We start from the raw sequence: 21170 nt of genomic DNA on the forward strand, positions 1-21170 counted from the left end.
CGATCGATGTTGAGGTTCCTCACCGCGGGCGAGTCGCACGGACGGGCCCTCATGGTCATCGTCGAGGGCCTTCCCGCGGGCCTGCCCCTCACGGTCGAGGAGGTGCAGGCGGAGCTGGCCCGGCGCCGGCTCGGCTTCGGCCGCGGGCCGCGCATGCGCTTCGAGCAGGACGACGTCACGCTGGTGGCCGGTGTCCGGCACGGCACCACCCTCGGCGCGCCGGTGGGGATCCTCATCGGCAACACCGAGTGGCCCAAGTGGGAGGACGAGATGTCGCCCGCCCCGGGACGCACCGAGCGCCCGTTGACCCAGCCCCGCCCGGGCCACGCCGACCTGGCGGGGATGCAGAAGTACGGCTTCGACGACGCCCGCAACGTGCTCGAGCGGGCGTCGGCGCGCGAGACGGCCGCGCGCGTGGCCGCCGGCACCTGCGCGAAGGCGCTGCTCGCCCGCCTGGGCGTCTCGGTGTTGTCGCACGTGGTGCAGCTCGGCCCGGTGGAGAGCAAGGCGGCCGCCCGGCCCGAGCCGCACGACCTGGCGCGCGTCGACGAGTCACCCGTGCGCTGCTTCGACCGCGAGGCCGAGGCCGCCATGATCGCGGAGGTGAAGGCGGCCGCGAAGGCGGGTGACTCGGTCGGGGGGGTCGTCGAGGTCCTCGCGTACGGCGTGTCCGTCGGCCTGGGCAGCCACGTGCACTGGGACCGTAGGCTCGACGGGCTGCTCGCGCAGGCGCTCATGAGCATTCAGGCGGTGAAGGGCGTCGAGCTCGGTGAGGGCTTCGACGTCGCCGGCCGGCGGGGCTCGGAGGCCCACGACCCCATCAGCTGGGACGATGCCTCGGGGGAGTACCGCCGCGACTCGGACCGCGCCGGCGGCACCGAGGGAGGGATGTCGACGGGGGCGCTGCTCGTCGCGCGCGCCGCCATGAAGCCCCTGGCCACGCTCAACCGTCCGGTGCTCAAGACGGTCGACGTGGCGACCAAGGAGGAGACGGTGTCGTTCAAGGAGCGCACCGACGTCACCGCCGTGCCCGCCATGGGCGTGGTGGCCGAGACGATGGTGGCGCTCGTGCTCGCGTCGGAGGCCCTGCGGAAGTTCGGCGGCGATTCCGTCGACGAGCTCGTGCGCAATCGCGACGGGTTCCTCGGCGCCCTCGAGTGAGCGAGCACCGAAGCGGAGCGGAGGCGCGCAGCTCGGTCCAAACAAGCGGCGCCGACCACGTCGTGCTCGTCGGGATGATGGGCTCGGGAAAGACCCGGGTGGGGCGGCAGCTGGCCGGCCGCCTGGGCCTGGCGTTCGTCGACAGCGACGAGCAGATCGAGCGCCGCCACGGCCGCACCGTGCGCGAGATCTTCGAGACCGACGGCGAGCCTGCGTTCCGGCGACTGGAGGCGGAGGCGCTCGCCGCGGCCGTCGGGTCGCCCGCGCGCTCGGTCATCGCCGCCGCCGGAGGTGTCGTCCTCGACGCGCGCAACCGGGAGCTGCTCGCTCGGGCGGGCACCGTGGTCTGGCTGCGCGCCCGGCCCGAGGTGCTGGCGACGCGGGTGGGCGACCACGACCACCGGCCGCTGCTCGGCGATGACGCGTTGGGTGTCCTGCGCCGGCTCGACGCCGAGCGCACCCCGCTGTACCGGGAGGTGGCGGACGCCGTCCTCGACGTCGGCGAGCTCTCGCCCGACGAGGCCGCGGCGCGGATCGCGGAGCTGGTGGCGTGATCACCGTGCCGGTGTCGCTGGACGACCGCTCCTATGACGTCATCATCGGGGTGGGCGCCCGCCACCGCTTGCTCGAGGTGATGCCGATGGGCGTGCACCGGGCGGCGGTCGTCACCCAGCGGGGCATCGACGTCGTCGTCGACACCGGGCTCGAGCAACGCACGTTCCTCATGGGCGACGGCGAGCGGGCGAAGGACCTCGAGACGGTCGAGGAGCTCTGCCGCCAGTTCTCGCGGTGGGGCCTCAACCGGGCCGACGCCATCGTCTCCGTCGGTGGCGGCGTCGTGACCGACACGGTCGGCTTCGCCGCAGCCGTGTACCACCGGGGCCTGCCGGTCGTGCACGTGGCGACGTCGCTGCTCGCCCAGGTCGACGCGGCCATCGGTGGCAAGACGGGCGTGAACCTTCCCGAGGGGAAGAACCTGGTGGGCGCGTTCTGGCAACCTGCCGCGGTGCTGTGCGACACCGAGGTGCTCGAGACCCTGCCGCCGCGGGAGTACCGCAGCGGCCTCGGCGAGATGGCGAAGTACGCGTTCCTCGGCGTCGAGCGACTCCCCGACCTGGCGCTCGATGAAGCCATTGCCGCGTGCGTCCGCTGCAAAGCCGCGATCGTCGCCGCGGACGAGCGCGAGTCCGGGTTGCGCGCGCTCCTCAACTACGGCCACACGTTGGGCCATGCCCTCGAGACGGCCGGCGGGTACGACCTGCGTCATGGCGAGGCGGTCGCGGTCGGGCTGGTCTTCGCGGCCCACCTCGCGCAGCGCGTCGGTCGCATCGACGAAGCACGCGTCGCCGAGCACCACGCGGTGGTCGGCGGCTACGACCTGCCGACCAAGCTCCCCCCGGGCGCGACCCGACAGCTCGACGACCTGGTCGACCTGATGGCGCGCGACAAGAAGGCGCGGGCCGGGCACACGTTCGTGCTCGACGGGCCGCGCGGCGTCGAGGTCGTGCCCGACATCGAGCGCGACGACGTCGTGGCCGCGCTGAAGGAGCTCACGTGAGCGAGGACCGAAGCGAGCGGGTGGTCCTGCTGCTCTCCGGTCCCAACCTGAACCTGTTGGGGGAGCGGGAGCCCGAGGTCTACGGCACCGAGACGCTCGACGACCACGTGCGCACGGCGCGCACGACGGCGGCCGACCACGGGCTCGAGCTCGAGCACGTGCAGTCGAACCACGAGGGCGAGTTGGTGGACGCGGTGCAGCGGGCGCGGGGTCGGTGCGCCGCAATCATCGTCAATGCGGCGGCGCTGACGCACTACGGGTGGTCCCTGCACGACGCGCTGGCCAGCTTCGACGGGATCGTGGTCGAGCTGCACCTCTCGAACCCCAACGCGCGCGAGCCGTGGCGGAACATCTCGGTGATCGCCCCCGTGGCCACCGGGTGCATCGTGGGCTTCCGAGGGCAGGGTTACGCGCTGGCGGTCGAGGCGGTGGCAAGGTTGCTGAAGTGACGTCCGTCCTCACCCTCCCGCCCATGGCGACCGCCCGGCGAGCCGACCGGCTGCGCACCTCTCTCGCAGACGCGGGGTGCGACGCGTTGCTCGTCACCCGGCTCGTGAACATCCGCTACCTCACGGGCTTCACGGGGTCGGCGGCGCTGCTGCTCGTGCGGGCGGACGATCTCGTCTTCGTCACGGATGGGCGTTACGGCGAGCAGTCGGCCGAGCAGCTCGGCGCAGCCGGGGTGGCGGCGACCATCGAGGTGTCGACGACCATGACCGGTCAGCAGGCTGCGCTCCAGGCGGGGGCCACGGGGGTGCAGCGGCTCGGGCTCGAAGCGGAGTCCGTGACCTGGGCGCAGCAGCGGCGCTTCGCGTCCGACTCGTTCCCGGGAACCGAGCTGGTGCCGACGGCCGGCCTGGTCGAGGGGCTGCGCGGGCTGAAGGACGAGGGTGAGGTGGCGCGGGTGCGGGCCGCGGCCGCGGCCGCCGATGGCGCGCTGGCGACGGTGCTGCCGATGCTCGCGGCGCGACCCGAGGAGCGGGAAGTGGCGCTCGCGCTCGAAGTCGAGATGCGGCGCGCAGGCGCGTCGGGCCCGTCGTTCGAGACGATCGTGGCTGCGGGTCCCAACGGCGCCAAGCCGCACGCCCGGCCGTCGACCCGGCGTATCGAGCGGGGGGAGCTGGTGGTGATCGACTTCGGCGCGGTCGTCGACGGCTACTGCTCCGACATGACTCGTACCGTGTGCGTCGGAGAGCCCACCTCGGCCACCGCCAGGCGCATGGTCGAGGTCGTGACCGCGAGTCAGCGGGCGGGCGTGGCCGCGGTGGCCGCGGGTGTCTCCGGCAGGCAGGTCGACGAGGCATGCCGTGCGGTGATCGCCGACGCGGGCTGGGCCGACGCGTTCGTCCACGGCACCGGCCACGGCGTCGGCCTCGAGATCCACGAAGCACCCCGGGTCTCGTCGGCCTCGACCGACACGCTGATGTCGGGTCACGTGGTGACCGTCGAGCCCGGCGTCTACCTGCCCCACGAGGGTGGCGTGCGCATCGAGGACACCGTGATCGTGACCGATCGCGGGTGCTCACCGCTCACCCACGCGCCGAAGGACCTCGTCGTCGCGTGAGCATCTCGACCAACGACCTCAAGAACGGCATGGCCATCGCCCTCCCGGAGGGCCTGTTCACCGTGGTCGAGTTCCAACACGTCAAGCCGGGCAAGGGTGGCGCGTTCGTACGCACGAAGCTGAAGAACGTCCGCACCGGGGCGGTGCTCGATCGCACCTATCGGGCCGACGAGAAGCTCGAGCAGGCGATCATCGACAAGCGCGAGATGCAGTACCTCTACCGCGAGGGTGACGAGAGCTTCGTGTTCATGGACAACGTGACCTACGACCAGCTGCACATCGAGGCGACGACGCTCGGCGACGCGGTGAAGTACCTGAAGCCGGGCGACACGGCAGTGCTGCAGATGTACCGCGACGAGGTCGTCGGCACCGACCTTCCGGCCGCGGTCGAGCTCGCGGTCGTCCAGACCGAGCCCGGCGTCCAGGGCGACCGCAGCTCCGCCGGGCGCAAGCCGGCGACGGTCGAGACCGGGCTCGTCGTGCAGGTGCCGCTGTTCGTGAACACCGGCGACCGCATCAAGGTCGACACCCGCTCCGGCGAGTACCTCACGCGGGCATGACGTGACGGGCGAGCCGGTGAGCGCGGGGCCGCTGGGCAGCCGGCGTCAGGCGCGGGAGCGGGCGCTGTCGCTCCTCTACGAGGCGGAGGCCAAGAGCTGCAAGCCGGCCGAGGTGCTGGCCGAGCTGCCGGTCGAGCCCGAGCCTTTCGCGGCCGAGCTGGTGCGTGGGGTGGGCGACCATCAGGCGGAGGTCGACGACTACATCCGTCGCTTCGCCCGCGACTGGTCGCTCGAGCGCATGCCGACGGTCGACCGCACCCTCCTCCGGATGGGCGTCTACGAGCTGCTCCACCGGCCCGACGTGCCCACCGGCGCCGTGATCTCCGAGGCGGTCGAGCTGGCCCAGCGCTACTCCACCGACGAGTCGGGCCGCTTCGTGAACGGCATGCTCGGCCGCATCGCGGAAGAGGTGCGGGGCGAGGCGGGAGCGCCGCGCTAACCTGCGCACAACCGTTAACGCCGGTTCCGCGAGGCCGGCACGGATGACAGGAGCCAGGCTTGGCCGAGCGAGAACGCGCCGCAGCGCCCCCGTACGGGGGCGTTTTCGTTCCCCGCACCCGGGTCATGGGCCCCGACGACCTGCGTCGGGCCGTCACCCGCATCGCCCACGAGGTCGTCGAGCACAACCACGGGCTCGAGCACGTCATCGTCATCGGCCTGCAGACCGGCGGCGTGCCGCTGGCGAGCCGGCTGGCGGAGGTGCTGCGCGACATCGAAGGCACCGAGGTGCCCGTGGGCCGGCTCGACGTCGCCCTCCACCGCGACGACATCGGGATCCGCCCGGTCATGCCGGAGGCGCCCACCGACATCCCCTTCGACCTCACCGGCGAGGTGGTGGTGCTGGTCGACGACGTGTTGTTCACCGGGCGCACGGTGCGGGCCGCGCTCGACGCCCTGAACTACTACGGCCGGCCCCGCTCGGTGCAGCTGGCGGTCATGGTCGACCGGGGCCACCGCGAGCTGCCGATCCGTCCCGACTACGTGGGCAAGAACCTGCCGACGCGTCGCGACGAGATGGTGAGCGTCACCCGCGACGGCGTGGAGCTGGGCGAGGTGCGGCGGACCCGATGACAGGCAAGCACCTGCTGTCGATCGCCGACCTCGGGCTCGACGAGATCGACGAGATCCTCCGTCTCACCGACTCCTTCGTCGAGGTGAGCGAGCGGGCGATCCCCAAGGTCCCCACGCTGCGGGGGCGCACGGTCGTCTCGCTCTTCTTCGAGGAGTCGACGCGCACCCGGCTGTCCTTCGAGACCGCGGCCAAGCGGCTGTCGGCCGACACCATGAACTTCTCGGTGTCGACCTCGTCGGTGAAGAAGGGCGAGTCGCTGCGCGACACGGTCGAGACGATCGAGGCGATGGGCATCGACGCGGTCGTCGTGCGCCACGCGTCGGCGGGGGTGCCGTGGCAGATCGCCCGGTGGGTGGACGCGCCGGTGATCAACGCGGGCGACGGCTGGCACGAGCACCCCACCCAGGCCCTGCTCGACTGTTACACGATCCGCCAGTCGCGCGGCTCGCTCGCGGGGTTGCGGATCGCCATCGTCGGCGACGTGAAGCACTCGCGCGTCGCCCGCTCCAACGTGCTCGCCTTCACCGGACTCGGCGCCGAAGTCACGCTGGTCGCGCCACCGACGCTCCTCCCGCCCAACCTCACGGGTTGGCCCGTCGCCGTGAGCCACGACCTCGACGGCGTGCTGCCCAAGGCCGACGTGGTCTACCTCCTGCGCATGCAGAAGGAGCGCCAGATCGAGTCGCTCCTGCCCTCGTTGCGGGAGTACACCGCCCGCTACGGGCTCACGCGCGAGCGGGCGCGGCTCCTGTCCGACGACGCCCTCGTCATGCACCCCGGTCCGATGAACCGCGGTGTCGAGATCGCGGCCGACGTGGCCGACCTGCCGAGGTCGATGATCACCCGGCAGGTGGCCAACGGGGTCGCAGTGCGGATGGCCGTGCTGTTCCTCATGCTCGGGTCGACGGGGGTTGGCCGTGGTGCGTGACCTCGTCGTCCGCGGCGGCACGGTGGTCGACGCCACCGGCACGCGGCGCGCCGACGTGCTCGTGCGCGCCGGACACATCGTCGCCGTGGCCGACGACATCGACCCGCCGGCGCGTGCCGAGGTGCTCGACGCGTCGGGCTGCACGGTCGCGCCCGGCCTCGTCGACCTGCACGCGCATCTCCGTCAACCCGGCCGTGAAGAGGCGGAGACAGTCGACACCGGCGCCCGCGCCGCCGCGCTCGGGGGCTACACGGCCGTCGTCGCGATGCCCAACACCGACCCGGCCATCGACTGCGCAGCCGTCGTCCGCGAGGTGCTCGACCTGGGTTCGACGGCGGCGTGCGACGTGCACGTGGCGGGCGCCATCACCGTGGGCCGGGCGGGGCAGCGACTGGCGCCGCTGGCCGAGATGGCGGCGCTGGGCGTGCGCCTCTTCACCGACGACGGTGCGGGCGTGCAGGACTCGCGGCTCATGCGCCGCGCGCTCGAGTACGCCTCCGCGCTCGACATCACGCTCGCCCAGCACTGCGAGGACGCGGCGCTGGCGAGCGGCGGGCACATGCACGAAGGTGAGTGGTCGAGCCACCTCGGCATCCCCGGCGTTCCGGCCGAGGCCGAGGAGCTGATGGTGCTGCGCGACATCGCGTTGGCGCGGCTGACCGGGACGCGCATGCACTTCCTGCACCTGTCGGTCGCGGCGGCGCTCGACGCGGTGCGCGCGGCCAAGGGCGCGGGCCTGCCCGTCACCGCCGAGGCCGCGCCCCACCACTTCACGCTGGACGACTCGGTCGTCGCGTCGTACGACCCCGTCTTCAAGGTCAACCCCCCGCTGCGCCCGACCGCCGATGTCGAAGCGGTGCGGGTCGCGCTCGGCGACGGCACGCTCGACGCCATCGCCACCGACCATGCGCCCCACACGCAGGAGGACAAGGAGGCACCCTTCGACGAGGCGCCGCCGGGCATGCTCGGGCTCGAGACCGCCCTGGCGCTCGCGCTTACCGAGTTGAGCCTCCCGCTCGAGCGCGTGCTCGCGCTCCTGTCGTGGCAGCCGGCGCGCATCGCAGGCCTCGAGGCCGAGCACGGCGGGCCGGTCGCCGAGGGCCGCCCCGCCCACCTGTGCGTCATCGACCCGGCGACCGTGTGGGTGGTCGAGCCCGAGAAGCTGGCGAGCCGCAGCCGCAACACGCCGTACGGGGGGCGCAAGCTGACCGGCCGCGTGCGCCACACCGTCCTCGGCGGCGAGGCGGTCGTGATCGACGGACAGGCGCAGCGGTGAGCCCGCCGCGGCGGGAGGCGCTGCTCGTCCTGGGCGACGGCACCACGTTCGAGGGCGAGGCGATCGGGGCGGTGCCGCCCGGCGGCGTTGCCACCGGCGAGGTGGTGTTCAACACCGTTCTGTCGGGCTATCAGGAGGTCATCACCGACCCGTCCTATGCGGGCCAGGTGATCGCGTTCACCTACCCGCACATCGGCAACTACGGGGTCAGCCCCGACGACCACGAGAGCCGCCGGCCGCACTGTCGTGGCGTCGTCGTGCGCGAGCTGGCCCGGCGCCCGTCCAGCTGGCGCGCGGTCGACGACCTGGGCACCTGGCTCACGCGCCACGGCGTGCCGGGCATCGCCGGCGTCGACACCCGCCGCCTCACCCGCCACATCCGCGAGGCGGGGGCCATGCCGTGCGCGTTCGGTCCCGTCGGCGCCGGCGCAGACGCCGGCGTGGGCGAGCGAGAGCTGAAGCAGGCGGCGATGGACGAGCCCGGCACCGACGGTGTCGACCTCGTCGCCACCGTCACGTGCGAGGCGCCCTATGTCGTGGACGCGGCGGCGGGAGCCGAGCGCGACGGCTACCCGCTGCACGTCGTCGCCTTCGACTACGGCATCAAGACGACGATCCTCCGCCACCTCGCCCACGTCGCCACCGTCGAGGTGGTGCCCGCCTCGACCGCGGCGGACGACGTGATCGCCCGCGCCCCCCACGGCGTGTTCCTGTCGAACGGTCCGGGCGACCCGGCTGCGGTCACGTACGCGGTCGACACCATCCGGGGGCTGCTGGGCCGGGTCCCCGTCTTCGGCATCTGCCTCGGTCACCAGCTGCTCGCGCGCGCGCTCGACGGTGACACGTTCAAGCTGAAGTTCGGTCACCACGGCGGCAACCACCCGGTACGTCGGGTGGAGACGGGCGCGGTCGAGATCACGAGTCAGAACCACAACTACGCGGTCGTCGAGGGCTCGATCGCGGGTGCCGACGTCACCCACGTCAACCTGAACGACGGTGTGATCGAGGGCCTGCGGTGTCGCGACGTGCCGGCATTCGGGGTGCAGTACCACCCGGAGGCGGGGCCCGGTCCGCACGACGCCCGCTATCTGTTCGAGCAGTTCCGCGCCCTGATGCGAGCGGGCGCGTAATGCCGAAGCGCGACGACCTGCGGACGATCCTGCTGATCGGCAGCGGTCCCATCGTGATCGGCCAGGCGTGCGAGTTCGACTACTCGGGGACGCAGGCCTGCCGTGTGCTCGGCGAGGAGGGCTATCGCGTCGTGCTGGCCAACTCCAACCCGGCCACGATCATGACCGACCCCGACTTCGCCCACCGCACCTACATCGAGCCCCTCGACGTCGAGGTGCTCACGGCCATCGTCGAGCGCGAGCGTCCCGACGCCCTGCTCCCCACCGTCGGCGGCCAGACCGCGCTCAACCTGGCGATGGAGCTCGCGGACAACGGCGTGCTCGACCGCTACGGCGTGGAGCTCATCGGCGCGAGCGTCGAGGCGATCCGCACCGCGGAGGACCGCGAGCGCTTCAAGACCGCCATGACGGAGATCGGTCTGGCGGTGCCCGCCTCGGGCTTCGCCTACTCGCTTGAGGAGGCCGAGCGGATCGGCGACGACGTCGGTTACCCCGTGATCGTGCGGCCCTCGTTCATCCTCGGTGGCAAGGGGTCGGGGATCGCGGCGAATGCCGACGAGCTCCATCGCATCGCTGAGGTCGGCCTCGCAGCCAGCCCCATCTCCGAGATCCTCATCGAGCGGAGCATCGCGGGCTGGAAGGAGTACGAGCTCGAGGTCATGCGCGACCGGGCCGACAACTGCGTCGTCGTGTGCTCCATCGAGAACCTCGATCCGATGGGCGTCCACACCGGTGACTCGATCACCGTGGCGCCGGCGCAGACGCTCTCCGACGTCGAGTACCAGCGCATGCGCGACGCCGGCTTCGCGTGCATCCGGCGCATCGGTGTCGACACCGGCGGCTCCAACATCCAGTTCGCGGTGAACCCCGACGACGGCGAGCTGGTGGTGATCGAGATGAACCCGCGCGTGTCGCGCAGCAGCGCCCTCGCGTCGAAGGCGACCGGTTTCCCGATCGCCAAGATCGCAGCTCGGCTCGCGGTGGGCTACACGCTCGACGAGATCGCCAACGACATCACCCGCGAGACGCCCGCCAGCTTCGAGCCCACCATCGACTACGTGGTCACGAAGGTGCCCCGCTGGGCGTTCGAGAAGTTCCCCGGAAGCTCCGACGTGCTCGGCACCCGAATGCAGTCCGTCGGCGAGGCCATGGCCATCGGGCGCACGTTCACGGAGTCGCTGCAGAAGGGCCTGCGCTCGCTCGAGCACGGTCGCTGGGGCCTCAACTGCGATCCAGCGGAGGCGACGCTCGACGACCTGGACGACGACGAGCTGGTTCGACGGGCCGCCATCGCCACCCCCGACCGTCCCTTCCAACTCGAGGCCGCCCTGCGCCGGGGCATCACCGTCGAGCGGCTCTACGCGGCCACGCGCGTCGACCCCTGGTTCCTCGACCAGATCGCCATGATCACCGAGGCGCGGGCGTGGCTCGCCGACGTGCGCGTCGACGACATGACCAGACGCGGCTGGCGCAGGGTCAAGCGCCTCGGCTTCAGCGATGCCCAGCTGGGGTGGCTCTGGAGCGTGGGCGAGGACGCGGTGCGTGCCCGACGACTGGAGCTCGGTGTCGGCGCCACCTTCAAGACCGTCGACACGTGCGGTGCCGAGTTCGACGCGAAGACGCCCTACCACTACTCGACCTACGAGGACGAGGACGAGGTGCAGCGGAACGACCGGCGCAAGGTCGTCATCCTCGGCTCGGGCCCGAACCGTATCGGGCAGGGCATCGAGTTCGACTACTGCTGCGTGCACGCGTCCTTCGCGTTGCGCGACGCGGGCTACGAGACGGTGATGGTCAATTGCAACCCCGAGACCGTCTCCACCGACTACGACACGAGCGACCGGCTCTACTTCGAGCCCCTCACCTACGAGGACGTGATGAACGTGCTCGAGGCCGAGCGGCCCGACGGCGTGATCGTGTCGCTCGGCGGCCAGACACCGCTCAAGCTCGCCGGGCGGCTGCCCGAGGGGTCGGTCCTCGGAACCAGCCCCGAGTCCATCGACCTGGCCGAGGACCGCGAGCGGTGGAACGCGCTGTGTGCCCGGCTCGAGATCCCCCAACCCGCCGGGGGCACGGCCGCCACCGTCGACGACGCGCTCGCGGTGGTGGGGCGCGTTGGCTACCCCGCGCTCGTGCGGCCCTCGTACGTGCTCGGCGGGCGCGCCATGGAGATCGTGTACGACGAGAACGGGCTGCGGCGGGCGATGGCCGAGCTCGCGGGTTTCGGCTCGCTGGGCCGGGAAGGCGGGCTCTCGGCCGAGCGCCCCGTGCTGATCGACCGGTTCCTCGAGGACGCGACCGAGGTCGACGTCGACGCGGTGCGCGACGGCACCGGCGAGGTCGTGATCGGCGCGGTGATGGAGCACGTCGAGGAGGCGGGCGTGCACTCGGGTGACAGCGCGTGCGTCATCCCGCCGCAGAACCTGTCCAACGCGGTCGTCGAGGTGATCGAGACACACACGCGCAACATCGCGGAAGAGCTCGGTGTGATCGGCCTCGTGAACGTGCAGTATGCGGTCAAGCAGGGACAGGTGTTCGTCATCGAGGCCAACCCGCGCGCGTCGCGGACCGTGCCGTTCGTTGCGAAGGCGACCGGCGTGCCCCTTGCCAAGGTGGCGGCGCGGGTCATGGTCGGCGCCACGCTCGCGGAGCTGCGGACCGAGGGACTGCTACGCCCCGCGGTGACGGGCGGGCACGTGTCGGTGAAGGAGGCCGTGCTGCCGTTCAACCGCTTCCCCGACGTCGACACGCTGCTGGGACCGGAGATGCGCTCCACCGGCGAGGTGATGGGCGTCGACGTCACCTTCGGCCTCGCCTTCGCCAAGAGCCAGATCGCCGCGGGCGACCGCCTCCCGGAGAAGGGCACCGTGTTCATGTCGCTCAACGATCGCGACAAGCCCGGCGGGATCCTCGCCGCCCGCCGCTTCGTCGATCTGGGCTTCTCCGTCGTCGCCACGGCCGGGACGGCCGACGCCTTGCGTCAGCAGGGCGTGCCCGTCGCCGGCGTGGTGCCGAAGATGGGGGAGGGCTCGTCGAACGCGGTCGACCTGATTGCGGCCGGGAAGATCGACCTGGTCGTCAACACGCCCCGGGGCCGGGGCCCTCGCGCCGACGGCGCCTACATCCGGCTGGCGGCCAGCGTGCACGGCATCCCGTGCCTCACGACCGCGGCGGCGGCGCTGGCCGCGGTCGCGGGTGTGGCCGACTGGTCGGCGCACGGCTTGCGCGTGCGCAGCCTGCAGGAGTTCCACCGGGGTGATCAGCTACGTCTGCCGCTGTAGACCTCGCCACGCGCGTGGGCTCGGTGACGTTGTCCAACCCGGTGATGACGGCGTCCGGCACGTCGGGTCACGCGGACGAGCTCGGTCGCTACTTCGAGCTCTCGGCGCTCGGTGCGGTCGTCGTCAAGTCACTGTCGGCATCGCCATGGGCGGGCAACCCCGCCCCGCGCCTGCACGAGACCGACGCGGGAATGCTCAACAGCGTCGGGCTCCAGAACCCCGGTGTCGAGGCCTGGCTCGCCGACGAGCTCCCTGCGCTCGCACGCGCCGGCGCGCGTGTGGTCGCGAGCATCTGGGGCTTCACCGTCGAGGACTTCGCGCTCGCCGCCAAGCTGCTGGTCGACGCGCCACCTGCGGTGATCGCGGTCGAGGTCAACGTGTCGTGCCCCAACGTGGAAGACCGTCGGCGGATGTTCGCGCACTCGGCCTCGGCGACCGCCGACGCGATCGACGCGACGCGCGTCTGCGACCGGCCGCGTTGGGCGAAGTTGAGCCCGAACGTCACCGACCTCGTCGAGATCGCGGACGCCGCGTTGCGCGCGGGGGCCGACGCACTGACGTTGACGAACACCGTGATGGGGATGGCGATCGACCCCGAGACCCGCCGCCCCCGACTCGGCGCGGGCGGGGGAGGCCTGTCGGGACCGGCCATTCGCCCGGTCGCGGTGCGCGCCGTCTACGAGTGCCGCGAGGCGTTCCCGGACGCGGCCATCGTCGGCGTCGGCGGGGTTGCGACCGGAGACCACGCAGTGGAGCTGTTGCTCGCAGGGGCGAACGCGGTCGAGGTCGGCACGGCCACGTTCTACGATCCCCGGACGCCCCTGCGGGTGGTCCACCAACTCACGCGCTGGTGCGACCAGCATGGCGTGCGGCGAGTGCCTGACCTGATCGGAGCTGCGCATGAGTAACGAGTCGAACAACGACCGGCGCGACAAGCTGGCCGTCGCGCTCGACGTCGACGACCTGGTGGTGGCTCTGCGCATGGCCCGCGACGTGAAGCCCTGGTTCGGTGTGGCCAAGGTCGGGCTCGAGCTGTTCGCGGCAGCCGGCCCCGACGTTGTCGGACTGTTGTCAGAGGCGGGCTTCAAGGTGTTCCTCGACCTGAAGCTGCACGACATCCCCACGACGGTCAACAAGGCGGCGCGCGTGATCGGCTCTTTCGGAGCGAGCTACCTCACGCTCCATGCGCATGGCGGGCCGGTGATGCTCCGCGCGGGCGTCGACGGGCTCAACGACGGCGCGCATGCCGCCGGACTTCCACCGGCGACCGCGCTCGCGGTCACGGTGCTCACCAGTGACAGAGGCGCGCCGGCGCACATACTGGGTCAGCGCGTCGCTTCGGCGGTCGAAGGGAAGTGTGGCGGGGTCGTCTGCGCGGCGGCCGACGCGCAAGAGGCGAAGCAGCTGGCGCCGCGTCTGCTCGTGGCGGTGACGGGCATCCGCGCCGAGGGCACCGAGACGCACGACCAGGCGCGCGCCGCGACACCGCAGCAGGCGTTCGACGCGGGCGCCGACCTCGTGGTCATCGGCCGGGCCGTCACGCTGGCGTCCGACCGGGCCGCTGCGGCCGAGGCGCTGCTCGCCGGGTTGACCTGAGCAGCGAGCGCGCTAGGGTGCCGAACCATGCCGTTGCCTCCCGCTCTCACGCCGGATCAACGCCAAGCCGCGCTCCAGAAGGCCGCTGCGGCGCGTCGCCAGCGCGCCGAGCTCAAGGAGAAGCTCAAGATGGGGTCGACGACCCTGCGCGAGCTGCTCGACTCAGCTGAGCGCGACGACGTGATCGGCAAGATGAAAGTCGTCAGTGTGCTCGAATCGCTCCCCGGCGTGGGCAAGGTCAAGGCCCGCCGCTACATGGACGAGATCGGCATCAGCGACACCCGCCGGGTCCGCGGGCTCGGCGCTCAGCAGCGTGAGGCGCTGCTCAAGGAGTTCGCGCAGGCCTGACCCTGGGGTTCACATGAGGTCAAGGTCACTGAGGAGGGGGGTGACCGCGGTGCTCGTGGGAGTGCTCGCCGTCGTCGGCTGCTCCGACCATGGCGACGACACGACGCGCGCACCGTCGGCCACCGTGCGCAAGGAGCCGCCGGCCACGACGACGTCGGTCGTCCCCGTCGACCGGGTACCGGCCGTCATCGACGTCGCCTACGTCCAAGCGGTCATCGACGTCCTCGACCACGTCGAAGGGGATGCCGTTCGAGCGCTCGTGGGCGCGCGGGAGCCCAATCGCGCGTTCTATGAGCGCATACGCGCGATTTATCTCGATCCGCAGTTCGACCGGGTGCAGTCGTCATACGGCCGGAGCGCCGCGCAGGAGATGATCGAGTTGAGGGCTCACCCGGAGGATCCGGTGACCAGGATCGACCGGATCATCAAGGTCACGGGTGATTGCGTGTTTGCGGCGGTCACGAGGGACTTTGGACCGATTCTCAAGGTGCCACCGACAGATGAGCTCAAGAAGGGCTACATCGGCTTCGGGCTGAAGAAGCCCGAGCTCGATCCCGCTCGTAGGAATCCGACGGCTTGGATGATCGGACTCGATGGGGCGACGAGTACCGGAGAGGAGCCTACGAACCCATGCGTATGAAGTTGGTTGCTGGTTGCGTGACGTCGCTCGCCGCTGTCCTGCTCCCGAGTGCGGGATTCGCTGCCGAGTTCGACGTTCAGCCAGGGGGGAACGACGTCATCGACGCTCGCGGCCGAGAGGGCACGGGCGAGGGACCGGGCGCTATTCGTCGACGGGTCGTTCGCGTCTCCTTCGATCCGAACGACCCGAGGAACGACCCGGCGAACTACCTCATGGACGTGCAGTTGCGGTTCGACGCGACACTCGGCGGGAGCTGTGTGCAGGTGGGCCAGCGGTTCGTGCTCGGCGCGGGCAACTCCCGGGCCGCGCTCGACGCCGAGGCGCGCGTGCTGCGGTTGCTGCGCAACTACCCGTTGTGCTCCGGCAGCGCACCGGTGCCGCCCCGGCTCTCCGCCGGCGCGGTCGCGCTGGCCCTGTGGCGCGACCAGGTGAAGTTGCCACCGCCCGCGCCGCGCATCGCGCCCGGGTGGGGGATCGTGGGCAAGGAGGCGTACCTCGAGATCGGCGGCGAACGCGAACCGGGCACGTGGACGTTCAACGCCCTCGGCTACACGATCACCATCACCCCTCACAGCCGCTACGAGGTCGACTGGGGCGACGGCTCGTTCGCGCACGGGCTCACGAGCCAGGGCGGTGCCTGGCCGACAGGCGAGATCAGGCACCCGTACCAGGCCGACGGCGCCTACCGCGTTACCGTGCGCCAGCAATGGACGGCCACGTGGAACGCAACCAACGGCGAGCAGGGCGCGATCGAGGAGGGGCTCCAGACCGTCGGCACGCTCGACTTCCCGGTACGGGAGCTGCAGGCGGTCCGCGAGCGCTGACCCACCTCGGCGCAGCCCGCCGTCCTGACGACGGTTGAGCACGACACGCATGGGGGGAGGACCGCGGTGATCGTGATCATCGCCGGCCCCGGCGGGGCGGGAAAAGGGGCCATGGTGTCCGCGCTCCTCCAGCGGGACGCCCGTCTCTGGCTCAGCCGCTCGTGGACCACCCGCCCGCCCCGGCCCGACGAGCCGGGCGACTGGTACGAGTTCGTCGACCGGGCCACCTTCCAGCGGCGGATCGACGACGGGGGCTTCCTCGAGTGGGAGGACTTCCTCGGCGCGCTGTACGGCACGCCGACGCTCGAGCCGCCGGCGGGCCGTGACGTCCTGCTCGAGATCGAGCTCGAGGGCGCCCGGCAGGTCAAGCAGCTGCACCCCGACGCCATCCTCCTCTTCGTGGTGCCGCCTTCGCGCTCCGTGCAGGAGGCGCGCCTGCGGGGACGTGGTGACGCACCCGAGCGGATCCGGGACCGCGTCGCCAAGGCGGAAGAGCTCGACTCCGTCGGGCGGGCGATGGCCGATCACGTGATCGTCAACGACGACCTGGGCCGGGCGGTCGAGGAGGTGGCTGCTATCCTCGAGCAGCACCGGAAGCGGTCTTCGTCTGGAGAAACCACGTAAATGGCCCCGTTAGCGCAGCGCGCCACGATGATGTACCCCCCGATCGAGCAGCTCCTCGAGAAGGTGGACTCGAAGTTCACCCTCGTGAGCCTGTCGTCCAAGCGTGGCCGTCAGATCAACTCCTACTTCAGCCAGTTGGGCGAGGGCCTGGGGTCGATCGTTCCCCCGCAGGTGGCGTCGGTCTCGCGCAAGCCCCTGTCGATCGCCCTCGAGGAGATCGCGGCCGACAAGATCACCTATCAGCGCCCCGACGAGGTCGAGGAAGCGATCAAGTAGGCGTCGTGGCGGGCGCACTGGCCGGGCGCCGCGTCGTGCTGGGCGTCTGTGGCGGGATCGCCGCCTACAAGGCCGTCGAGGTCTGTCGCCGGCTCGTCGACGCCGGCGCGCACGTCTCTCCGGTGATGACGAGGGGTGCCACCCGCTTCCTCGGTGAGGTCACACTGTCGGCCCTCGCGTCGGAGCCCGTGCAGACCTCGCTCTGGTCCGAACGCGACCCGATCCCGCACACGCGCCTCGGCCGGTCGGCCGACGTGGTCGTGGTCGTTCCCGCCACCGCACGCCTGATCGGGTCCTACGCCGCAGGGATCTCCAACGACCTGCTCACCGCCACGCTCCTCGCCACCCGTGCGCCCGTCGTCGTGTGCCCCGCCATGCACACCGAGATGTGGGAGCACCCGGCGACGCAGGACAACCTCGCAACCCTCCGGCGCCGGGGCGTGCATGTCGTCGAGCCCGCGACCGGCCGTCTGGCAGGCGGCGACATCGGCGCCGGACGCCTGCCCGAGCCGGGCACGATCGTGGCGGCGGTCGAGCGCGTCCTCGCCCCGCAGGACTTCGCCGGCCTACGGGTCCTGGTCAGCGCCGGGGGCACCCGCGAGCCCATCGACCCGGTGCGCTACGTCGGCAACCGCTCGTCGGGGAAGCAGGGCCACGCGCTGGCGCACGAGGCGGCGGCGCGCGGCGCCGAGGTCACGTTGGTCACCACCGTGGGCCTCCCGGTACCCTCGGGTGCCGTGGTCGTGCGGGTCGAGACGGCCGCGGACATGGAGAAGGCAGTGCTCGACGGGGCGGGGGAGGCCGATGTCGTGGTGATGGCGGCGGCCGTGGCGGACTTCCGCCCCAAGGCGTCGGCCCCGGAGAAGCTGAAGAAGGCCGACGGCGTGCCCGAGCTCGTGCTCGAGCCGACCCTCGACATCCTGGCCGAGCTCGGCCGGCGGCGGACGCCGGGCCAGACGCTCGTTGGCTTCGCCGCCGAGACGCGCGACATGCGCACCCAGGCGGCCGAGAAGCTGCACGCGAAGGGCGTCGACCTGATCGTTGGCAACGACGTCGCCGCAGCCGAGGTCGGCTTCGAGCACGACACCAACCGCGTCCACATGGTGGGCCGCGACGGTTTCGAGCAGGATACGGCCCTCGTCGACAAGCGGGACGTGGCGCGAGCGGTGCTCGACGCCGTCGTCTCCCTGCGCCGGCACGCCACGTCGCCGCGGCGACAGGCGAGCCCCGGCACAGGCAACCACCCAGGAAACAAGGAGAGCGACACGTGAGCCGTTGGACGTTCACCTCGGAATCGGTCACCGAGGGCCATCCCGACAAGATGGCCGACCAGGTATCCGACGCGATCCTCGACGCCATCATGGCCGAGGACCCCCACGGACGGGTGGCGTGCGAGACGCTCCTGACCACCGGACTGGTCGTGGTCGCGGGTGAGATCAGCACCAAGGCCTACGTCGACATCCCCAAGATCGTGCGCGAGACGGTCTGCGGCATCGGCTACGACCGAGAGTCCTACGGCTTCGACGGAAACACCTGCGGGGTCATCACCGCGATCGACGAGCAGTCGCCCGACATCGCCCAGGGCGTCGACCTCGCCCAGGAGGTGCGCACGGGCACGAGCGGCGAGGACATCCTCAACGCGCAGGGCGCCGGCGATCAGGGGATGATGTTCGGCTTCGCGTGCGACGAGACCGACGACCTCATGCCGCTCCCGATCTGGCTCGCCCACCGCCTCGCCCAGCGCATGGCCGAGGTGCGGAAGGCCGGGGTGCTGCCCTACCTGCGCCCCGACGGCAAGACCCAGGTCACCGTCGACTACGAGGACGGCCGGCCGACGGCGCTGAAGACCGTGCTCATCTCGACCCAGCACCAGCCCGGCATCGACATCGAGACCCTCCTCAAGCCCGATCTGCGCGATCACGTCATCCATCCGCTGCTGCCCAGCCAGTTCGCGGACGACCGCTACGAGATCCTGGCCAACCCCACCGGCCTCTTCGAGCTGGGGGGCCCGCACGCGGACACGGGCCTCACCGGCCGCAAGATCATCGTCGACACCTACGGCGGCGCTGCCCGCCACGGCGGCGGGGCCTTCTCGGGCAAGGACCCGAGCAAGGTCGACCGCTCGGCCGCCTACGCGGCGCGCTGGGTGGCCAAGCACGTGGTCGGGTCGGGCGCGGCCCGCAGGTGCGAGATCCAGGTGGCCTACGCCATCGGCGTCGCCCGACCCGTCTCGGTGATGGTCGAGACGTTCGGCACCGAGACCGTCGACCCGGGTCGCATCGAGGCGATGGTGCCGGAGGTGTTCGACCTGCGGCCCGCGGCGATCATCCGCGACCTCGACCTGCGCCGGCCCATCTACAAGCGCACCGCGGCCTACGGTCACTTCGGACGGTCCGACAAGGAGTTCACCTGGGAGCGCCTCAACCGTCTCGACGACGTGAAGCGGGCCCTGGGCTTGAGCTGACTCTGCTGATGGCTCTTCGCGCAAGCGCTCATCGCGGTGCCGGCGGGGACCCCAACCCTGCCGGCGCGGGCGAGGTGCACAGTGCCTGAGGTGATCTGCCTTCGCGCAAGCGCTCATCACTATGCCGGCGGGGACCCCAACCCCGCCGGCGCGGAGGTCACGTCGTCGGGCGGCTGACCGTCGCCACGGTCGTCCCCGACGTCGCCGGGCTCGACAAGGCGTTCGACTACCTCGTCCCCGAGCACCTCGCGTCGGCCGTGCGAGTGGGCACGATCGTCCGCGTCGAGCTGCACGGGCGGCGGGTGGGCGGCTGGGTGGTGGCGCTCGACGACATGCCCCCCGACCGCCCGCTGAAGCCGATCGCCAAGGTGACCGGCGACGGGCCCGCGCCCGAGCTCGTCGATCTGTCGCGGTGGGCGTCGTGGCGTTGGGCGGGTCGCACCGCGGTGTTCCTCCGCACCGCGTCACCCCCACGGGTCGTGCGCACGCGCGTCGATGCGGTCGCGGCACCGGGGCCAGGTGCCGCGCACCCCGTCGAGGTCAGGCGCGTGCCCCCCGCGGCCGACCTCCTCCCGCTCGTACGCGACGCTGCCGGTTCGGGCGAAGCGCTCGTGCTCGCGCCGAACCACGCGATGGCGACGAGCCTGGCCGGTCGGCTGCGCACGGAGGGCGTGGCGACCGCGCTGTTGCCAGACGACTGGTCCCGCGCCACGTCCGGGGGCTGCGTCGCGATCGGCACGCGGGCCGCGGCATGGGCGCCGCGTCCGCGCCTCGATGCCGTGCTCGTGTTGGACGAGCACGACGAGGCCTACCAGGAGGAGCGGGCGCCGACATGGCACGCGCGAGACGTCGCGGTCGAGCGCGCCCATCGCGCCGGAGCGCCTTGCACGCTCGTGTCGCCGTGTCCATCGCTCGAGGCGCTCGACGCGGGCGCGTTGATCACGCCAACGCGAGCCGACGAGCGCGCCGGCTGGCCGATCGTCGAGGTGGTCGACCGGCGCCGGGAGCCACCGGGTCTCGGGCTGTTCTCAGAGCGCCTGGTCACGGTCGCACGTCATGCGCAGCGCGTGGTGTGCGTCCTGAACCGCAAGGGCCGCGCCCGCCTCCTCGCGTGCGTCGCATGCGGCGAGCTCGTGCGTTGCGAGGCTTGTGGAGCGGCCATGCAACAGGACGGTGAGGGCTTGCGCTGCACGCGGTGCGGCACGACGCGTCCGTCGGTTTGCGCCGCGTGCGGCAGCGCCCGGCTCAAGACGCTTCGCATGGGTGTGACGCGCGCCGCGGAGGAGCTCGAGGCGCTCGTGCGCCGGCCCGTCGCGGAGGTAACTGCCGACGGCGCCAGCAAGCAGCGAGCTCCCATCCTCGTGGGCACCGAAGCGGTGCTGCACCGCGTGCGCAGCGCCGACGTGGTCGTGTTCCTCGACCTCGACCAGGAGCTGTTGGCGCCGCGCTACCGGGCGGCCGAACAGGCCATGGCGCTGCTCGCGCGCGCGGCGCGCCTGGTCGGTGGTCGCGCCGGGGGCGGGCGTCTCCTCCTGCAGACCCGGCTGCCCGACCACGAGGTCATCAGCGCCGCGGTGCACGCCGACCCCGACCGGCTGATCGCGCCGGAGCGCGCCCGTCGGGCCCAGCTCCGGTTCCCGCCCGTCACCGCGATGGCGATGGTCTCCGGTGAGGCAGCCGGCGCCTACGTCGACACGCTGCGCGCCCTGTCGGCGCAAGGGACGGTGACGGGCCTCGAGATCCTGGGGCCGGCGGACGGACGTTGGCTCGTGCGGGCGCCCGACCACGAACGGCTGTGCGACGCGCTCGCGATGGCGCCCAGACCGACGGGGCGGCTGCGCGTGAACGTGGACCCGTCCCGCTAGTCT

The 21170-nt window shown here is 71.8% G+C and carries 22 protein-coding genes; all 22 read left to right on the top strand.

Annotated elements, in window-relative coordinates:
• Positions 1 to 6 precede the first annotated feature (6 nt).
• Entirely contained in the window at positions 7 to 1161 is a 1155-nt protein-coding gene (aroC, locus tag E6G06_06295) for a chorismate synthase (GenBank protein TML92363.1), read from the top strand.
• The gene (locus E6G06_06300; GenBank protein ID TML92364.1) at positions 1158 to 1715 is read left to right on the top strand and encodes a shikimate kinase; all 558 of its coding nucleotides are present in this window, start codon (positions 1158 to 1160) and stop codon (positions 1713 to 1715) included. The genes aroC and E6G06_06300 overlap by 4 nt, the downstream gene beginning before the upstream one ends.
• Positions 1712 to 2719: a 3-dehydroquinate synthase gene (locus E6G06_06305; GenBank protein ID TML92365.1), complete on the top strand. Its 1008-nt coding sequence runs from the start codon at positions 1712 to 1714 to the stop codon at positions 2717 to 2719. Before E6G06_06300 ends, E6G06_06305 begins: the two co-directional genes overlap by 4 nt.
• 20 nt (positions 2720 to 2739) lie before the next feature.
• A complete protein-coding gene (locus E6G06_06310; protein ID TML92405.1) occupies positions 2740 to 3168 on the top strand; it encodes a 3-dehydroquinate dehydratase in 429 nt (142 codons plus the stop codon).
• Between the two features lie 23 nt (positions 3169 to 3191).
• Entirely contained in the window at positions 3192 to 4283 is a 1092-nt protein-coding gene (locus E6G06_06315; protein TML92406.1) for an aminopeptidase P family protein, read from the top strand.
• 29 nt (positions 4284 to 4312) lie between these two features.
• Positions 4313 to 4843 carry an elongation factor P gene (efp, locus tag E6G06_06320; protein ID TML92407.1) on the top strand — a complete coding sequence of 177 codons (531 nt, stop codon included), beginning with the start codon at positions 4313 to 4315 and terminating at the stop codon, positions 4841 to 4843.
• Between the two features lie 16 nt (positions 4844 to 4859).
• On the top strand, positions 4860 to 5282 hold the full coding sequence (gene nusB, locus E6G06_06325) for a transcription antitermination factor NusB (protein TML92366.1): 423 nt from the start codon (positions 4860 to 4862) through the stop codon (positions 5280 to 5282).
• 125 nt (positions 5283 to 5407) lie between these two features.
• Complete coding sequence (pyrR, locus tag E6G06_06330) at positions 5408 to 5914, top strand: bifunctional pyr operon transcriptional regulator/uracil phosphoribosyltransferase PyrR (GenBank protein TML92408.1); 507 nt, start codon at positions 5408 to 5410, stop codon at positions 5912 to 5914.
• A complete protein-coding gene (locus tag E6G06_06335) occupies positions 5911 to 6843 on the top strand; it encodes an aspartate carbamoyltransferase catalytic subunit (protein TML92367.1) in 933 nt (310 codons plus the stop codon). The genes pyrR and E6G06_06335 overlap by 4 nt, the downstream gene beginning before the upstream one ends.
• The gene (locus E6G06_06340; GenBank protein TML92368.1) at positions 6827 to 8119 is read left to right on the top strand and encodes a dihydroorotase; all 1293 of its coding nucleotides are present in this window, start codon (positions 6827 to 6829) and stop codon (positions 8117 to 8119) included. Before E6G06_06335 ends, E6G06_06340 begins: the two co-directional genes overlap by 17 nt.
• Entirely contained in the window at positions 8116 to 9249 is a 1134-nt protein-coding gene (gene carA, locus E6G06_06345) for a glutamine-hydrolyzing carbamoyl-phosphate synthase small subunit (protein TML92369.1), read from the top strand. The genes E6G06_06340 and carA overlap by 4 nt, the downstream gene beginning before the upstream one ends.
• Positions 9249 to 12530 carry a carbamoyl-phosphate synthase large subunit gene (gene carB, locus E6G06_06350; protein TML92370.1) on the top strand — a complete coding sequence of 1094 codons (3282 nt, stop codon included), beginning with the start codon at positions 9249 to 9251 and terminating at the stop codon, positions 12528 to 12530. Before carA ends, carB begins: the two co-directional genes overlap by 1 nt.
• 44 nt (positions 12531 to 12574) lie before the next feature.
• The gene (locus E6G06_06355; protein TML92409.1) at positions 12575 to 13438 is read left to right on the top strand and encodes a dihydroorotate dehydrogenase; all 864 of its coding nucleotides are present in this window, start codon (positions 12575 to 12577) and stop codon (positions 13436 to 13438) included.
• The gene (gene pyrF, locus E6G06_06360) at positions 13431 to 14126 is read left to right on the top strand and encodes an orotidine-5'-phosphate decarboxylase (protein TML92371.1); all 696 of its coding nucleotides are present in this window, start codon (positions 13431 to 13433) and stop codon (positions 14124 to 14126) included. Before E6G06_06355 ends, pyrF begins: the two co-directional genes overlap by 8 nt.
• A gap of 27 nt (positions 14127 to 14153) precedes the next feature.
• Positions 14154 to 14474, top strand: coding sequence for an integration host factor (locus E6G06_06365; GenBank protein TML92372.1), 321 nt, complete (start codon positions 14154 to 14156; stop codon positions 14472 to 14474).
• Complete coding sequence (locus tag E6G06_06370) at positions 14440 to 15114, top strand: hypothetical protein (protein TML92373.1); 675 nt, start codon at positions 14440 to 14442, stop codon at positions 15112 to 15114. The genes E6G06_06365 and E6G06_06370 overlap by 35 nt, the downstream gene beginning before the upstream one ends.
• Positions 15111 to 15938 (top strand): hypothetical protein, encoded by an 828-nt coding sequence (locus E6G06_06375; GenBank protein TML92374.1) that lies wholly within the window; start codon positions 15111 to 15113, stop codon positions 15936 to 15938. The genes E6G06_06370 and E6G06_06375 overlap by 4 nt, the downstream gene beginning before the upstream one ends.
• 111 nt (positions 15939 to 16049) lie before the next feature.
• The gene (locus E6G06_06380; GenBank protein TML92410.1) at positions 16050 to 16562 is read left to right on the top strand and encodes a guanylate kinase; all 513 of its coding nucleotides are present in this window, start codon (positions 16050 to 16052) and stop codon (positions 16560 to 16562) included.
• A 27-nt stretch (positions 16563 to 16589) separates the two neighbouring features.
• Entirely contained in the window at positions 16590 to 16838 is a 249-nt protein-coding gene (gene rpoZ / locus E6G06_06385; protein ID TML92411.1) for a DNA-directed RNA polymerase subunit omega, read from the top strand.
• A 17-nt stretch (positions 16839 to 16855) separates the two neighbouring features.
• Complete coding sequence (coaBC, locus tag E6G06_06390; protein TML92412.1) at positions 16856 to 18109, top strand: bifunctional phosphopantothenoylcysteine decarboxylase/phosphopantothenate--cysteine ligase CoaBC; 1254 nt, start codon at positions 16856 to 16858, stop codon at positions 18107 to 18109.
• Positions 18106 to 19302 (top strand): methionine adenosyltransferase, encoded by a 1197-nt coding sequence (locus E6G06_06395; protein TML92375.1) that lies wholly within the window; start codon positions 18106 to 18108, stop codon positions 19300 to 19302. The genes coaBC and E6G06_06395 overlap by 4 nt, the downstream gene beginning before the upstream one ends.
• A gap of 257 nt (positions 19303 to 19559) precedes the next feature.
• Entirely contained in the window at positions 19560 to 21167 is a 1608-nt protein-coding gene (locus E6G06_06400) for a hypothetical protein (GenBank protein TML92376.1), read from the top strand.
• The last annotated feature ends 3 nt before the right edge of the window (positions 21168 to 21170 follow it).

This window comes from Actinomycetota bacterium, assembly GCA_005888325.1.
Taxonomy (GTDB): domain Bacteria; phylum Actinomycetota; class Acidimicrobiia; order Acidimicrobiales; family AC-14; genus AC-14.

Bases quoted from the DNA above. Each gene is read 5' to 3' on its own strand.
- aroC (TML92363.1), top strand. From the start codon at position 7: ATGTTGAGGTTCCTCACCGCGGGCGAGTCGCACGGACGGGCCCTCATG.
- E6G06_06315 (TML92406.1), top strand. From the start codon at position 3,192: ATGGCGACCGCCCGGCGAGCCGACCGGCTGCGCACCTCTCTCGCAGAC.
- efp (TML92407.1), top strand. From the start codon at position 4,313: ATGGCCATCGCCCTCCCGGAGGGCCTGTTCACCGTGGTCGAGTTCCAA.
- pyrR (TML92408.1), top strand. From the start codon at position 5,408: ATGGGCCCCGACGACCTGCGTCGGGCCGTCACCCGCATCGCCCACGAG.
- E6G06_06335 (TML92367.1), top strand. From the start codon at position 5,911: ATGACAGGCAAGCACCTGCTGTCGATCGCCGACCTCGGGCTCGACGAG.
- carB (TML92370.1), top strand. From the start codon at position 9,249: ATGCCGAAGCGCGACGACCTGCGGACGATCCTGCTGATCGGCAGCGGT.
- E6G06_06355 (TML92409.1), top strand. From the start codon at position 12,575: ATGACGGCGTCCGGCACGTCGGGTCACGCGGACGAGCTCGGTCGCTAC.
- pyrF (TML92371.1), top strand. From the start codon at position 13,431: ATGAGTAACGAGTCGAACAACGACCGGCGCGACAAGCTGGCCGTCGCG.
- E6G06_06365 (TML92372.1), top strand. From the start codon at position 14,154: ATGCCGTTGCCTCCCGCTCTCACGCCGGATCAACGCCAAGCCGCGCTC.
- E6G06_06375 (TML92374.1), top strand. From the start codon at position 15,111: ATGAAGTTGGTTGCTGGTTGCGTGACGTCGCTCGCCGCTGTCCTGCTC.
- E6G06_06380 (TML92410.1), top strand. From the start codon at position 16,050: ATGGTGTCCGCGCTCCTCCAGCGGGACGCCCGTCTCTGGCTCAGCCGC.
- rpoZ (TML92411.1), top strand. From the start codon at position 16,590: ATGATGTACCCCCCGATCGAGCAGCTCCTCGAGAAGGTGGACTCGAAG.